This window comes from Streptomyces sp. NPDC020845, from assembly GCF_044334165.1.
GTDB lineage: Bacteria > Actinomycetota > Actinomycetes > Streptomycetales > Streptomycetaceae > Streptomyces.
Genome location: NZ_JBIRSJ010000028.1, coordinates 69,753 through 84,405 on the forward strand (window position 1 = coordinate 69,753; position 14,653 = coordinate 84,405).

General features: G+C 69.0%; 10 protein-coding genes. 5 read left to right on the plus strand and 5 right to left on the minus strand.

Features of this window, described 5'->3' with window-relative positions; all coding sequences use genetic code 11:
- Positions 1-167: 167 nt before the first annotated feature.
- From ACH4U7_RS48670 to ACH4U7_RS48690, 5 genes are all read right to left on the minus strand, one after another.
- Positions 168-2,633 (minus strand): family 78 glycoside hydrolase catalytic domain, encoded by a 2,466-nt coding sequence (locus ACH4U7_RS48670; RefSeq protein ID WP_398534173.1) that lies wholly within the window; start codon positions 2,631-2,633, stop codon positions 168-170.
- The gene (locus ACH4U7_RS48675) at positions 2,630-4,933 is read right to left on the minus strand and encodes a beta-galactosidase (protein ID WP_398534174.1); all 2,304 of its coding nucleotides are present in this window, start codon (positions 4,931-4,933) and stop codon (positions 2,630-2,632) included. Before ACH4U7_RS48675 ends, ACH4U7_RS48670 begins: the two co-directional genes overlap by 4 nt.
- A 429-nt stretch (positions 4,934-5,362) precedes the next feature.
- Positions 5,363-6,190 (minus strand): carbohydrate ABC transporter permease, encoded by an 828-nt coding sequence (locus ACH4U7_RS48680; RefSeq protein WP_398534175.1) that lies wholly within the window; start codon positions 6,188-6,190, stop codon positions 5,363-5,365.
- On the minus strand, positions 6,187-7,113 hold the full coding sequence (locus tag ACH4U7_RS48685) for a carbohydrate ABC transporter permease (RefSeq protein WP_398534176.1): 927 nt from the start codon (positions 7,111-7,113) through the stop codon (positions 6,187-6,189). Before ACH4U7_RS48685 ends, ACH4U7_RS48680 begins: the two co-directional genes overlap by 4 nt.
- Positions 7,114-7,193: 80 nt before the next feature.
- The gene (locus ACH4U7_RS48690) at positions 7,194-8,510 is read right to left on the minus strand and encodes an ABC transporter substrate-binding protein (protein ID WP_398534177.1); all 1,317 of its coding nucleotides are present in this window, start codon (positions 8,508-8,510) and stop codon (positions 7,194-7,196) included.
- 404 nt (positions 8,511-8,914) lie between these two features.
- Between ACH4U7_RS48690 and ACH4U7_RS48695 the strand changes: the two genes are divergently transcribed.
- From ACH4U7_RS48695 to ACH4U7_RS48715, 5 genes are all read left to right on the plus strand, one after another.
- Positions 8,915-11,365 (plus strand): glycoside hydrolase family 2 TIM barrel-domain containing protein, encoded by a 2,451-nt coding sequence (locus ACH4U7_RS48695; RefSeq protein WP_398534178.1) that lies wholly within the window; start codon positions 8,915-8,917, stop codon positions 11,363-11,365.
- Positions 11,366-11,386: 21 nt separating this feature from the next.
- Positions 11,387-13,504 carry a hypothetical protein gene (locus tag ACH4U7_RS48700; protein ID WP_398534179.1) on the plus strand — a complete coding sequence of 706 codons (2,118 nt, stop codon included), beginning with the start codon at positions 11,387-11,389 and terminating at the stop codon, positions 13,502-13,504.
- A 300-nt stretch (positions 13,505-13,804) separates the two neighbouring features.
- Complete coding sequence (locus tag ACH4U7_RS48705; protein WP_398534180.1) at positions 13,805-13,966, plus strand: TetR/AcrR family transcriptional regulator; 162 nt, start codon at positions 13,805-13,807, stop codon at positions 13,964-13,966.
- A 34-nt stretch (positions 13,967-14,000) separates the two neighbouring features.
- Entirely contained in the window at positions 14,001-14,129 is a 129-nt protein-coding gene (locus ACH4U7_RS48710) for a hypothetical protein (RefSeq protein ID WP_398534181.1), read from the plus strand.
- Between the two features lie 84 nt (positions 14,130-14,213).
- Positions 14,214-14,429, plus strand: coding sequence for a hypothetical protein (locus ACH4U7_RS48715; RefSeq protein ID WP_398534197.1), 216 nt, complete (start codon positions 14,214-14,216; stop codon positions 14,427-14,429).
- The last annotated feature ends 224 nt before the right edge of the window (positions 14,430-14,653 follow it).

The window sequence follows — 14,653 nt, forward strand, 5'->3', positions numbered from 1 at the left end:
CGCTCCGTCCGGGAGCGGGCGTCGACGGCCACCCGGCCCTGTACGGCTTCCGGCGGAGGACGACCGATCAGCGCCCCTCAGGTACGGCACCTGCGGCTCCACGGGCCGCGGGCACCGTACAGAGGTGTTGCCCCGGCGCCGGCTCGGCCGGTACGGATGACGACCGTTCAGCCGGCGTTCCTGCTGAGCACCACGTCGTCCGGGGCCAGTATCTCGACGTCGACCGTGGGCGGCGCTGTCACGTCGAGCGTGATGCCCGCCGCTGTCCTTCGCCACCCCACCGTGATGCGTCCCCGGGGGGAGAGGAACGACTCCTCGATCCACTCCACGGTTTCCAGGAACGTGGGTTTGACCCGCACGCGGGCCCATCCGACCGATTCGGGGTGCTGCCGCAGACCGACCACGTCACCGAGGATCCACTCGTCGATCATTCCGAGCATGAAGTGGTTCTGTGACGCCTGCCCGAACGGTGCCTGGGGCCCTGCCCACGACTCGGTCAGTGCCGTGGCACCGGACGCCACCTGGTGCCCGTAGCCCGGAGCGTCCACACGCCGTATCAGAAGGTCGATCAGGTCGCTGCGCCCCGACTCGGCCAGCGCGCGCAGGAAGTGCGGCAACGCGATCTCCCCGACCGTCAGCGCTCCGTCGTCGGCGGCGATGCGCCCGACGAGTGCGTCGGCGGCAGCTTGGCGAGCGGCCGGGTCCGGCGCGAGAAGCCAGCCGAACGCCCAGCTCGCCTGACTGCCCGAACCCCAGCGCCCGTCACGGAAGAAGCGGGCCTCGATGCGCGACCGCAGGGCCCTGGCATCGGCCTCGAACCGCGCGCCCGCTTCCTCGTGGCCCAACAGTCGGGCCGTCCACGTCGCGGTCCGGAGGGCCTCCCACCAACCCACGCTGGCGACCAGCCCCCGTGGCGTACTGTCGTCCAGTTCGATCCAGTCGCCCAAACCGTGGTCGAGGAGACCGTCGACCGACCGGGTCCGTAGGTGGTCGAGGAAGCGCCGCGCCGCGGGCCAAGCCTCCCGCAGGGTCGTGGTGTCCCCGGTGTGCAGGTAGAGCCGCCACGGCACCTCGATGAGGGCCCGGCCCCAGTTCGGATCGTCGCGGAAGGCGGTCTGGTCGTCCTTGTGGCGGTCATAATCGAAGACCACCAGCTCGGGCACTGTGGTGGGCACCATGCCGTCCGGGGTCTGGGCCTCCCTCATGAGGCCGACCGTCTCGCGCAGGTGCGCCGAGACGTCGTAGCCCCGCGCGAGCGTTTCGAAGCACAGATAGTCCTGTTCCAGCCAGCCGAGTTTCTCGCGGTGCGGACAGTCGGTGAAGACCGAGTACATGTTGCTCTGCACCGCGCGGTCGACCATGGCGTGCAGCCGGTCGAGGAACGGATCGGAGGTGCGAAGCGACCCGACCCGGACGTTGTCCGCACGCATGGTCTCGAAGCCGAGCACCGTGTCGGGCTCCTCGGGGCTCAGCCCACCGAGTTCCCAGTACCGCGCTCCGTGGTAGACGAAGGACGGACGCCACACGGCGGCAGAACCGGCCGGCCGTACACCGTCCCGGATCGGTGACCCTGTCGACGCCTGCGTGATCGCCTCCTCCTCGTCGAGGAGTTCGGCAGGCCGCAACGTGACGAGTCGCCCGGGCACGGCCGCGGTGAGCGTGAGCACGGGCCGTCCGGCGGCGTTCACCCCGAAATCGACGAGGCGGTCGCCGTTGGGTCTCCTCGTGACCGACACCGGTTCGAGGCGCTCCACGACCCGGATCGGTGGAGCGGAACGCCAGCGGATGTCCGGCTCCAGCGGCAGCTGAGCGGCCTGGATCCAGGCGGACTCGATTCCCTCTCTCCAGTCCTCGCCGCCGTACCAGTGCGCGACGGTCGTGGCTCCCAGCCGGGCATCCCAGGTGCCGTCGGTGAGGACTTCCGTCGTACGGCCGTCGGCGGTCTCGACGGTCAGGCGCGCGGCGGCCCAGGGCCGACGGCTGCTCACGAACTTCGTGTACCGGCCCGTGAGACGGGGGACCCAGGAGACGCCGCCGCCGAGCCGCACGGTGATCTCGTTGGTGCCCGCTCGCAGCAGCCCGGTCACGTCGCGCACGATGGCCGGCACCTTGCCGCCCGGAGTGCCGTATCCGGGATCGAGCTCCGAGCCGAGCGCCGGCAGTCCGGCTATCTCCACGGCGACCACGCCTTCGACGGCGAGCGAGAGGCGCGCCCGCACCGGGGCCGCGTCGAGGGCGAAGACCCGCCGGAGTTCCGGAAACGCCGCGGGGGACTCGGCGCCGAGCCAGTCGGGATGGGTGATCGGACGTGCTCCGCCGAGTCCGGCAGGGGCGGCCTCGATGACGGCGGTCTCGCTTGTCGACTCACCGTTCGCACCGCTGACCCGCACGAACCAGCTGACCTGCTGCTCCGGCATCAGGGGCGCGGCGGGCCAGGGCAGCAGGTGACAGGAGGGGGCGACGTCGACCACCGCGAGGCGGGTTCCGTTCGCGGGATCCGCGCCGTCGACGACGACCACGCGCACGGAGTCGGGGCGCCGGGACCCTTCGAGGCGCCAGGTGAGAGTCGGCCTCGTGTCGGGCAGCCCCAGCGGGTCGACGAGTCCGGCAGCCTGCAGACCGACCGCCCTCATACGAGCCTCCAGACGACGCTCTCCTCGAGCCGGACGCCGTCGACGGCGCACCAGGGCGCGGACACACGGGCGAGGAGTTCGCGGGCGGGTGGGGCGAAGCCGATCCGGGCTCCGTCGCGCAGTGGGACGACGTGCAGGGTGACCTGTGATGCGGCGGTGATGCCCAGAGACCTGACGTCGAGCTCCCACCTCGTCCCGTCCCAGAAGCGGTCCGCCACCGGCGTGCCGTCCACACGCAACTGGGCCACGTCGCCCAGCCAGTCGACGACGAGGACGCTGTCCCGGTCATGGTCCTGGAGCGACAGTGGCAGGGAGAGCCGGTGGACCGCGGCCACCCGGTCGATGTCCTGCCGGGTAGGGGCGGATTCGCGTCCGGAATGGCTGCCGTAGGAGTCCGGCGGGCAGGAGTGCGGGCGGATCAACGTGGTGGCGATCGCCGCACCGCGCCCCTCCGCCGGCGCGTGGGCGGAGAGTCGGGCGAAGCCCTTCCTCGCTGTGTCCCACTCCAGACATTCCGGAGCCCGCACCGACCGTGCCCTGAGACCGTCCTCGTCGGCCCACACGGGAGCCGTCGACCTGATGAGCCGGCCGTCCACCATCCAGAGGTCGGCAGCCGTCCGCTCGTCCACCACGAGCACGGTAAGAGATCCCGCGTGGGACGTCAGATGCAGAGGATCGCCGACGGGCAGGTCGAAGGGACCGGCGCCGAGTCGGCCGAGGCTGCGCGACGTGGCGACGGTACCCGCCGCCCATCGGGCCCGCGGCACGATCCCGCGGTGCGCCCGGAGCACCAGGGTGGGCGTCGGCCCGTTCACCACCGTCAGCGCGGAGGCGGTGGCCCAGTCGAGCGTGACACCGCTGACGGACAGCCCGAACGGCCAGCGGGCGATCGTGCCTGCCGGGACGGTCACCGGCCGGTCGGGCAGGATCACCGGGCCGGTGGGCGTCGCGACGCGGAACCGGGCCGCCTCGTAGTCGTCGAGCGGCTCGTGCGGCTGATGCCGGTTGACGAACACGAATCCCCGGTCGCCGTCGCTGCGCACGGCCCACCGCAGAGTGCTCCGGTCGTGGACGCCGTCGGGCAGGGCGTCCGGGAGCACGGAGGACATGCCGGCCAGCTGGGGTCCGAAGGACTCGACGAAGAGGTTGTGTTCCCGCAGGGGCGCCAGCCCCGGGGACGGCCGGCCCGAGGCACCGATGGGCGCGTGGAAGTCGTAGTCGAAACGGGGCATGTCGTTCGGGTAGCCGGTGCGGTGCGACTCCTCGGTGCCGTCGGCACCCGCCGGATTGACACCGCCCGCGTACATGTAGAAGCCCTGCCAGACCGAACCGTTGCCGATCTTCACGTTGGCGATGGCCGCGGCGTCTGCGGCTGCCGGGGCCGGACGACGGTGGTAGGCCGTGGCCATGCCCGCGCCCAGCTCGCACGTGGCCGCCGGGAAGGAGGTGCCGGGCCTGGTGCTCAAGGCGGGCGCGGGCTTGGCGGCGCGCTGGTCGGCTCCGATCCCCGGGTCGTCCCACGTGTGCGAGAAGAAGAAGTGTTCGCGGAACGTGTCGTCCCACGCGGCGTCCCAGTCGACCCAGAAGCCGTCGGAGTAGCCCCCGAACACGGGAAGAACCGCACCGGGAGGAAGCTGAGCACCTCCCCAGCCCGTCGCGGTCCACACCGGGGCCCTCAAACCGGCCGCGCGGGCCGTTCGTTTGAGGGTGAGGAGGTGTTCCGGCTGATCGTAGAGTTCGTTCTCCACCTGGATGCCGATAACCGGACCGGACGGGGTGCAGACGGGTGCCAGTACGCGGCCCAACACGGTGAACCACTCGCGTACGAAGGCGAGGTAGACCGGGTTGTCCCGTCGGGTCGCGGGGCAGGCGGCGACCACCCAGTCGGGGAGGCCGCCGTTGCGTGCTTCGCCGTGGCACCACGGGCCGATGCGCAGCACCACCTCCAGGCCGGCTGCCGCCGCCTCCTGGACGAATCCGGCGACATCCAGATTGTCGCCGAACCGGATGTCGCCCCTGGCCTCCTCGTGGTGGAGCCAGAACACATAGCTGGCCACTACGGTGATGCCGGAGGCCCGCATGAGGCGCAATCTCTCGGACCAGCGGTCGCGGCGGACACGGCTGTAGTGGAACTCGCCGGAGACGGGGATCCACGGCTCCCCGTCCCGCTCCAGGAACCGGCTGGTGAGCGAGAGACGGTCGTGCCGGTCCGCCTCGGTGCCCACGGGGGGCCTGCTGAACGGGCCGGGCTGTCGACCGGGCCCGGCGGTGAGGACGGCTGAGGAAGTCAGTGGGTTCATGAAAGTCCAGTCGGGGACGCCTCGAAGGGCTACGGCAACTCGTGGGGCGCGGAAGGAGGGTCGAAGGGGCCAGGGGACCGTGCTGTCAGTCATGGCGTGCGCGGACGAGTGGGAGGGTCCGTCCGCGGACGCTTGTTTCAACGCCGGCGCGTCACTCCCCGTGGGGCGGCCGGGCGGGGACGACGTGCGGGAGCGGCAGAGGTGTGGAGCAGCGTCAGCGGATGCCTGCGGGCGACATGCGCGGGAAGGAAGGGGCACTTTGCGCCGAAGGCGAGGCCGACCACGGCCCTCGTGCTCGCCTGAAGAAGGGCGCCGGGCTTTGTGCCGGGCGAGCGGACGGCGGCCGTCCCGCCCCGGCCGTCGAAGCTCACCGCAGGGGGCGAGGGCGCCGGAGCGGCAGCGGGGGAACGGGCTCCATGCCGTCGCCGGTCATCCCTTGACAGCGCCGTTGGTCATTCCGGCGACGATCTGTCGGTTGAAGAAGACGTACATGATCAGCGGTGGAATCGTGACGAGCAGAATGTCGGTGAAGAGCAGGTTGTACTGGTTGAGCGTTTGGGTCTGGAAGTTGAAGAGAGTGAGCTGAACCGTCGCGTTCTCACTGCCGGGAAGGAAGTACAACGGGCCCGTGAAGTCGTTGAACACGGCCACCGACTGCACGACGATCACGGTGATCACCACCGGCCTGAGCAGCGGGAGTATGACCCTGAAGAACAACCGGACCGGGCCCGCACCGTCGATCACGGCGGCCTCGTCGAGTTCGCGGGGAATGGTGGCGACGAACGCCCGGAAGAGGAGCACGCACAGGGACAACCCGTAGGTCGCCTCGATGAGGATCATGCCTCCCAGCGTCTTGAAGAGGCCGATTCCCTGCAGAACCCAGATCGTGGGAACCACGGCCGGCGGCACGATCAGTCCGGCCATGACGAAGAAGTTGATCACCGGGTTGAGGCGGCTCGGACGGCGGTGCAGGACGTAGCCCGTCATCGCGGCCAGCACCACCATGATCGTCACGCTGGCCACGGTCAGGAGCGCGCTGTTGACGAAGGCCGTCAGCATCATGTTGTCGTTGTAGGTGAACACGTCGACGAGGTTCTGCCAGGCCACGACCTTCGAAGGCCACGAGAAGTTCAGCTCGGCCGCCTCCGCGGGGTCCTTGAGGGCCTGGAGGACGATGAACGCGAACGGAACGAGGAATACCACCACCGACACCAGAATGGCGGCGGCGCCGATTGTGTAGCGCTGAGCCCTTCTCATGTCTGCGCCTCCCGCCTGTTGAGGAAGCGCGACACCGGAACCATGATCACTGTGACAACGACGAACAGTACGACGTTGCCCGCGGTGGACAGGCCGTAGAACCCCGCTTGGTACTGCTTGTAGATGACCGAAGCGATGACGTCGCTGGTGAATCCAGGCCCCCCGTTGGTCATGGTCCAGATCAGGTCGAACGAGCGCAGGCCGCCGATGAGCGAGAGGATGACGACCGTCCCGATGGCGGGCCGCGACAGGGGAAGGGTGATGCTGCGGAAGACCCGCCAGGGCCCGGCACCGTCGACGCGTGCCGCCTCGAAGTACTCCTGCGGGATCGCGACGATGCCCGCGATCAGGATGAGTGTCGCCACACCGACGCCCTTCCAGATGTCGACGGCAGCGACCGTGAGCAAGGCCGTGTGCGGGTCTGTCAGCCAGCCGGGCCCCTGGATGCCGAACGTGTGGAGCGCACCGTTGACGGCCCCGTGGTAGGGGTCGAGCAGGGACTTGAACGTCAGGCCCACACCCACCGTGGAGACCAGGACGGGGAAGAAGACGACCGCTCGGAGATAGCCGCGTCCCAGGATGGGGGAGGTGAGGAGCACCGCCAGGGCGAAGCCGATGACGACTTTGGCCGCGGAGGTGACGAAGCCGTAGATGAAGGTGTTGATGAGCCCCTGGTACAGCTGGGGTTCGCGGAAGAACTCGACGAAGTTGTCGAAGCCGATGAACTGAACGTCGAACAGCGTCCACCGGGTCAGAGCGAAGTAGAAGGACACGATGGTCGGAGCGGCGAAGAAGACGGCGTAGAGGGCCGCCCCGGGGAGGTGGAACCAGCGGGGGTACAGGGTGCTCAGGCGTGGTGGGCGTCTCGATGTCTCGAGGCCGGCCCGTACGGGCCGTGGCCGTGGTCTTGCAACGGTGCTCATGTCGCGTTCTCACAATCGGAGGGGCAGGCAGGTGGCGTCCGCCCGGCCCGCTGCTCAGTCGGGCCGTCGGTGGTGCTCGGTCACCAGCCCTTGAGGCCGAGTTGCTGAGCCTGCTTCTTCACGTCCTGGTCGTAGAGCGAAGCTCCCTTGGAAGCCGAGGTGAGGCCCGAACCGACCTGGACGGCGATGTTCTCGAGGTTCGGGCCCTTCACGGGCGACTGGAATTCAAGTGCGGAGGCGGTCTTGTGCTCGTCGAAGTACTTCTGGACGTCGTCGAGCAGTGAGGGCCCCTTGTTCGGGAGCTTGCAGTTCGAGATCGTGTACGGACCGGACGGGGTGAAGTCACGGTTCTGGATGGCGCAGCCCGAGGGGCTGTTGATGAACGCCACGAACTTCTTGGCCGCTTCCAGCTTCGCCCCGGTCGTGGTCCTCGGTATGTAGACCGCGCTCGGCTGCCACACCGTGAGCGTGGTGTCCGCCGCGTCGTCCGCGGGCAGGGCGAAGAATCCGACGTTGTCCACCGCGTGAGGTTGGTTCTGCAGGATGGTCGCCACGAGCGAGCTGAGCATCGGGTACTGGGCGCCGGTACCGGTGGCGACCGCCTTCAGGGCGGCGGCGTTGGTCATCGATGCGAAGTCCTTGTTGAGCAGCCCGTCGTCGTTCAGTTCGGCCAGGTGCTGGAAGCTCGCCAGGGCCGGCGGATCGGCGTACTTAGCCCGGCCGGCCGTGTACTCGGCCGCCCACCCGGCGTGCTGCGCCTGGATGTTGGCGTAGTCGCCGAGGATCATCGTCTGGCTCGTCCACGTGTCTCCGTAGCTCTGGAGGACCGGTGCGACCGAGGGATCCGCGGACTTGATCTTCTTGCTGTTCGCGATGAACTCTCGCCAACTGGTCGGCACGGTGAGGCCGAGCTTCTTGTATACGTTCCGGTTGTACATCACGCCGCCGGCGAGCGAGGTGCCCAAGGGGGCGCCGTAGAGACCCTTGTCCGTGCTCACGGACGCTTTGAAGTCCTTGGTCAGGTTGCCCGCCCAGGACTGGTCGCTCAGGTCGACGAGGAAGTTGTCCGGGTTGAGCGCCTGCATCAGCGAACCCGAGTTGTAGTAGAAGACGTCGTCCATCTCGCCGGTCGCGAGCTTCGTCTTCACCAGGTTGTCGGCCGTCTGGCCGCCCGGCTGGGTGTCGAGCTTGACCTTGATCGACGGATTCTGCTTCTCGAACGCCGCGATGAGGTCCTTGCCCAGGGTGGTGCTCGTGACGTCGTTGCCGGTCAGGAAGGAGATCGTGCCCTTCCCGTCGGAAGAGGCGTCGCCGGTCCCACATGCCGTGATCGATGTGCCGGCCAGGGCCACCGCGCCGGCCAGCAGGCCGACCCGAGTAGTGCGCGTGATCTTCATCTTTACCACTCTGTAAGGCCGAGGTTTCGGATATTGGTTCCAGCCGGACGGCTAAAACCGGTTACAACGTAGGTCTAAAACCGGTTCCAGTCCAGAGGTCTGCAGTGCTGTCGTCTCCTCTGTGGGGCCGGCCGGTCGGTGGCGCGAAGGTGTTGACGGCGGGTTGGCTGCTCGGTCGGGTGCGGCGGGCGGGGCGGTGATCCATGGTGCTCGGCTCCGGGGCGGAGTGCGGCGGCCGGCGGTGAGCGCTCGTCCTGGCCGTCAAGTTTTTTGAATGATAGATTTTCGATGCCGAATCAACGCGGTCACTCAAGGTGAGCTCGCCGAGGTGTATCGCGTCCTGCGGGGCCGCGCGCGCCCTCGGTCGGCTGGGAGTCGACCACTCATGTAGCCCGGGAGTCCACATGATCCGCACGTCCTTCAACGACGGCTGGCAGGTCCGACCCAAGGTCAACCCGTTCGCCGAACTGTCCGGTCACGTGGTTCCGTTCCGGCCGGTGACCCTGCCGCACGACGCGATGATCGAGCAGCACCGCACGGCTCCGGACGGCGAGGTCACGATGGAGGGCGCCGCGGGCGCGTACTTCCCCGGTGGCGTCTTCGAGTACCGCAAGACCTTCACCGTCCCGGGGGAGTACCGGGGCAAGCGGCTCTTCGTCGAGTTCGAGGGCGTCTACCGCGACGCGACCGTCCACATCAACGGCGCCTATGCCGGCCAACGGCCCTACGGCTACTCCCACTTCCGCATCGACGCCGATCGTTTCCTGCGGTTCGGCGAGGACAACGAGATCCGTGTCGAGGCCCGTGCCCACCGGGACTCGCGCTGGTACACGGGCGCGGGCATCTACCGCGACACCTGGCTGCTCGTCGGCGACGTGGTCCGCATCGCACCCGACGGCGTCAGGGTCACCACCCCCGACATCGACGACTCGCGCGCCGTGGTCGAGGTCGCGACCGACGTGGCGAACGACTCGATCGAGGTGTGTACGGTCGACGTCGTCACGGAGATTCGGGACGCGTCAGGGGCGGTCGTCGCGACCGACGTGTCCAAGGCGACGGTGCCGCCCGGCGAGCCGGCGACGGTCCGGCAGCGCCTCTACATGCCCTTCCCGGCCCTGTGGAGCCCCGAGACGCCGACCCTCTACGACTGCCACGTGGCCTTGGTGGGCGTGGACGAGGAGACGGTCACCTTCGGTATCCGCTCGCTGCGCCTCGACCCGCAGCGAGGCCTGCAGCTCAACGGCGAGACCGTGAAGCTGCGCGGCGCCTGCGTCCACCACGACAATGGCGTCCTCGGGGCCGCGACCTACGCCAGGGCCGAGGAACGGCGGGTCGAGATCCTCAAGGGGGCCGGGTTCAACGCGATCCGCATCTCCCACCAGCCGATGAGCAGGCCGATGCTGGACGCCTGCGACCGCCTGGGCATGCTCGTCGTGGACGAGGCGTTCGACGTGTGGACGTCCGGCAAGAGCGAGTTCGACTACAGCCTGAACTTCCCGGAGTGGTGGGAGCGCGACATCGAGGCGATGGTCGCCAAGGACGTCAACCACCCCAGCGTCATCATGTACTCGATCGGCAACGAGATCCCCGAGACCGGCTCACCCTTCGGGGCCGTGTGGGGACGCAGACTCGCCGAGAAGGTCCGCTCCCTGGACGCCACGCGCTATGTCACCAACGCCGTCAACGGCATGCTCGCCGTGATGTCCGAGCTGGGCACCTTCCAGCAGCAGGCGCTGGCGCAGGCCACGCAGGACGGCGCCGGCATCAACACCCTCATGGCGGACGCGGGCGACGCGATGAACGCCATCAGCTCCTCGGACCTGGTCAGCGAGCGCACGGCCGAGTCCTTCGCGGTCCTCGACGTGGCCGGCATGAACTATGCCGAGGCACGCTACGCCCTCGACCGCGACCTGTTCCCGAACCGGATCATCCTCGGCACCGAGACCTTCCCCACCCGCATCGCCGGCAACTGGCACCTGGTGGAGGAGTACGGACACGTCATCGGCGACTTCACCTGGACCGGATGGGACTACCTGGGCGAGGTCGGCATCGGCCGCCCCCAGTACCTCACCGAGGACGGGCCACGGCAAGCGCACAACGCGCCGTACCCGCACCTCGTGGCGGGGTGCGGCGACATCGACATCACCGGCCATCGCAGGCCCGCTTCCTACTACCGTGAGATCGTCTTCGGTCTGCGCGCCGAGCCGTACATCGCGGTGAGGAGGCCTGAGCACCACGGCAAGACCTGGGCGGGGTCGCCGTGGGCGTGGAGCGACACCGTCTCCAGCTGGACCTGGCCCGGCTTCGAGGGCAAGCCGATCACGGTCGAGGTCTACAGCGACGCCGACGAGGTAGAACTCCTCGGCAACGGCAACTCCTTCGGGCGGCGACCGGTGGGCGCGCAGCACCGTTTCCGCACCGAGTTCGAGATCGTCTACGTTCCCGGGGAACTGGTCGCCGTCGCCTACCGGGACGGCGTCGAGACCGGCCGCACCAGCCTGCAGTGGGCCAACGGGCCCGTACGGCTGACCGCCGAAGCCGATCGCCAGGTCATCCGCGCGACGGGCGGCGACCTGGCCTACGTGCCCCTCACCCTCACCGACCCGAACGGCACCTGCCACACCGGCGCCGACCGCCTGGTCAGCGTCGAGGTGTCCGGGGCCGGGGAGCTGATCGGCTTCGGCAGCGCCGATCCGTCGACCGAGGAGCGGTTCGACGCCACGGAACGCCGTACGTACGAGGGGCGCGCGCTGGCCGTCCTGCGACCCACCGCCGTGGGAGAGATCCGACTCACCGCGACCGCGCCGGGATGCGACCCGGTGGACGTCGTCGTCACGGCCGAACAGCAGCCGTAGCCACCACCAGGAACAGTGACCATGATCGACCGAGAATCCCTCGTGCGCCGGCACACCATCGAGATCACCCGACCCGATCCCTCCCACGTCCTGACCGTCGGCAACGGCGACTTCGCCTACACCGCCGACATCACCGGCATGCAGACCTTCGTCGCCTACCACGACCAGTCCGCGGCCCTGGCCGAGCAGCGTCTCGCCGTCCACAACGCGACCATGTCGAACTGGGGATGGCACTCCATGCCTAATCCCGACGGGTTCGTTCTGGAGGACGCGATGTCGACCTATCAGACGGCACGTGGCCCGGTGCAGTACCCGGACAAGTTCGACATCGCCTCGATGATGGGGGGCGAGATCGCGGAGGAGTTCCGCGCCGGTGCCTGGCTGCACATGAACCCGCACCGCATCGACCTCGGACGCGTCGGACTGCGCCTGCGTCCCGCACTCGACGCCGAGCCGGAGGAAGACCCCGATGCGCTCACGAACACTCACCAGCGACTCGACCTCTGGTCGGGCACCATCAGCAGCAGCTTCGAGTACGCCGGTCAGGAGGTGCGGGTCACCACGGTCGCCCACCCGCACCATGCACGGGTCGCCTTCCGCATCGAGTCGGAGCTGTTGGCGAGCGGCCTCGCGGGGATCGTCCTGCGGTTCCCCTATGCCAGTGACGGCTTCTTCCAGACCTCCGACTGGGCCTCGCCCGACCGGCACGAGTCGACACCGGAGCACTTGGGCGAAGGCGCGGCCCGGATCCGGCGGGTACTCGATGACACGACCTACGCGGTAAGGCTGGACTGGACGGAGGGCGCGCTGTCCGCGACCGGGCAGCCGCACGAGTTCGAGCTGACCGGTTCGGCGACCACGCTGGAACTCGTGGTCGGCTTCGCTCCGGACGAGGAACCGGGTGGCGACACGTTCGCCTCTGTGGCCGGGGCGGCAACGGCATGGTGGCGCGACTTCTGGACCTCGGGTGCCGCCATCGACTTCGCGGGCAGCACAGACCCGCGCGCGGCCGAGCTGGAGCGCCGCGTCGTCCTGTCGCAGTACCAGACCGCCGTGAACAACGCCGGCTCTCTCCCGCCCCAGGAGTCGGGACTCGTCGCCAACTCCTGGCAGGGCAAGTTCCACCTGGAGATGCACTGGTGGCACGCCGCCCACTTCGCTGCCTGGGGCCGCCCTGAACTGCTCGCCCGCAGCATGGACTGGTACCTGTCCATCCTCGACTCCGCGCGCGACACCGCCCGGCGGCAGAGCTACGAGGGCGCCCGCTGGCCCAAACACGTCGGCCCGGACGGACGGGAGAGCCCGTCGGACATCGGCGCACTGCTCGTCTGGCAGCAGCCCCACCCCCTCTACCTGCTCGAACTGCTCTACCGCAGCGGCCAGGAGGGCCGGCGAACGCAGCTGGTCACCCGCTTCGCCGAACTCGTCGAGGAGACGGCCCGGTTCATGGCCTCCTTCGTCGAGGAGCGCTCCGGCACCTACCACCTGCCCGCTCCCGTGATGCCCGCGCAGGAGTTCTACGACGCGAGGACCACCGAGGACCCCACCTTCGAACTCGCCTACTGGTGGTACGGACTGGAGATCGCCCAGTCCTGGCGCGAACGCCTCGGCCTGGAGCGTGACAAGCGGTGGCAGCAGGTCCAGGACAACCTGGCCGCGCCGCACCGGGATCCGCAGCGTGGGACGTACACGGCGATCGCGACCGAGCCCTGTCTCCGCCGCGACGACCACCCCTCGATGCTGTGCGCCCTCGGTGTCGTCCCCGACGGCCCGCTCATCGACGCGGGCGTGATGGAGGCGACGCTCCTCGATGTCCTCGGCGACTGGCAGTGGGAATCCGCCTGGGGCTGGGACTTCCCGGCCATGGCGATGACCGCCACCCGCGTCGGCCGTCCGGACCTCGCCGTGGACGCCCTGCTCATGGACACTCCGAAGAACACGTACTCACCGGTCGGCCACAACCCTCAGTTCGGCAGCCCCCTGCCGCTCTACAACGCGGCCAACGGCGGCCTGCTCGCCGCCGTGTCCCTCATGGCGGCCGGCTGGGACGCCACCGGGGCCGCCGGCACCGACTGTCCGGGCTTCCCACGCGACGGCACATGGCAGGTCCGGCACGAGGGCTTCACGGTCTGGCCCTGACGATGGGATCACCTGCCGACGAAACAGACCGACATGACCACGGTTGGGTGAAAGCCCGACGGCCTCTGGCGTCCGGTCTCGCCGCGACGCCGGAACGAAGGTCACCCGGCTCAGCGGCACGTGCGCTGATGACCGGTTCACACTGCTGTCGGACGTCGGCAACCGCGCCTCCGACATCGGCGAGCGCGTCCGCCCTGCTGTGCCTTTCAGGCCGCTGGCGAGCGACGGTCGACGTCGAGATACAACAGTGCGGGCCATACGCCGACTCGCTGACGAACACGGTGAAGTACGGTCTGTCGAGTGACGAACCAGCGGAAGCCACGAGGCCCGTACCGCAAGAGCGCGGAGCGCCGGGAGCAGATCCTCCAGGCCGCCTACGAGGCCATCGACGAGCACGGAGAACGGGCCTCACTGCAGGACATCGCCGACCGGGTCGGGGTGACGCAGCCGGCGCTGACCTAACTACTTCCCCACGCGCGACGACCTGCTTCTCGCGGTGCTGGAACGGAGGGACGTGGTCGGCAAGGCCTTCGCCGGCGCCGCAGGGGAAGGCCAGACCATGGTCGACGGCATGGTGGCGAGTACGCGCCATACCACCGACCATCCCGGCCTGGCCAAGCTGTAAGTCACGCTCTCGGCGGCGGCCACGGATCCGGAAAGCCCGGCGCACAGCTACTTCACCGAGCGCTACCGGAGCCTCGCGGCCGAGATCACCGAGTACGTTCAGGAGCAGCAGGAAAACGGCGTGGTCCGGGCCGACCTACCGGCCGACCACCTGGCCGGGACCCTGCTGGCGGTGCTGGACGGCCTCCAGGTCCAGTGGATGCACGAGCCAACGGTGGACATCGCCGCGATCGCCGAGACGTTCACGCGGATGCTGTTGCCTTCGGTCGATTCGGTGCCCGAGGCCGGGCAGGCCGACTGACCAGAGCCGGTGTCCACCAGGACCGTGCCGCCCACGGCAGCGCTACCTGAGCGGTACCCGTGCACTTCTGGCGCGCAGGCTGGCTCTGAAGTTTTTTGAGTGATAGATTTCCGGCTTGACGACGTTTCTGTGATCGTGGGGTTCCCCGTCCCGTTCATGCTCATGCGGCAACCCCGCCCGTCGCGTCCATCCCGGCCTGCCCATACCTGAACGCCCCCCGGCGT

What these genes read in the sequence shown, in the direction of transcription:
- ACH4U7_RS48670 (WP_398534173.1), bottom strand. Translation starts at nt 2,633, where the DNA reads ATGAGGGCGGTCGGTCTGCAGGCTGCCGGACTCGTCGACCCGCTGGGG.
- ACH4U7_RS48675 (WP_398534174.1), bottom strand. Translation starts at nt 4,933, where the DNA reads ATGAACCCACTGACTTCCTCAGCCGTCCTCACCGCCGGGCCCGGTCGA.
- ACH4U7_RS48680 (WP_398534175.1), bottom strand. Translation starts at nt 6,190, where the DNA reads ATGAGAAGGGCTCAGCGCTACACAATCGGCGCCGCCGCCATTCTGGTG.
- ACH4U7_RS48685 (WP_398534176.1), bottom strand. Translation starts at nt 7,113, where the DNA reads ATGAGCACCGTTGCAAGACCACGGCCACGGCCCGTACGGGCCGGCCTC.
- ACH4U7_RS48690 (WP_398534177.1), bottom strand. Translation starts at nt 8,510, where the DNA reads ATGAAGATCACGCGCACTACTCGGGTCGGCCTGCTGGCCGGCGCGGTG.
- ACH4U7_RS48695 (WP_398534178.1), top strand. Translation starts at nt 8,915, where the DNA reads ATGATCCGCACGTCCTTCAACGACGGCTGGCAGGTCCGACCCAAGGTC.
- ACH4U7_RS48700 (WP_398534179.1), top strand. Translation starts at nt 11,387, where the DNA reads ATGATCGACCGAGAATCCCTCGTGCGCCGGCACACCATCGAGATCACC.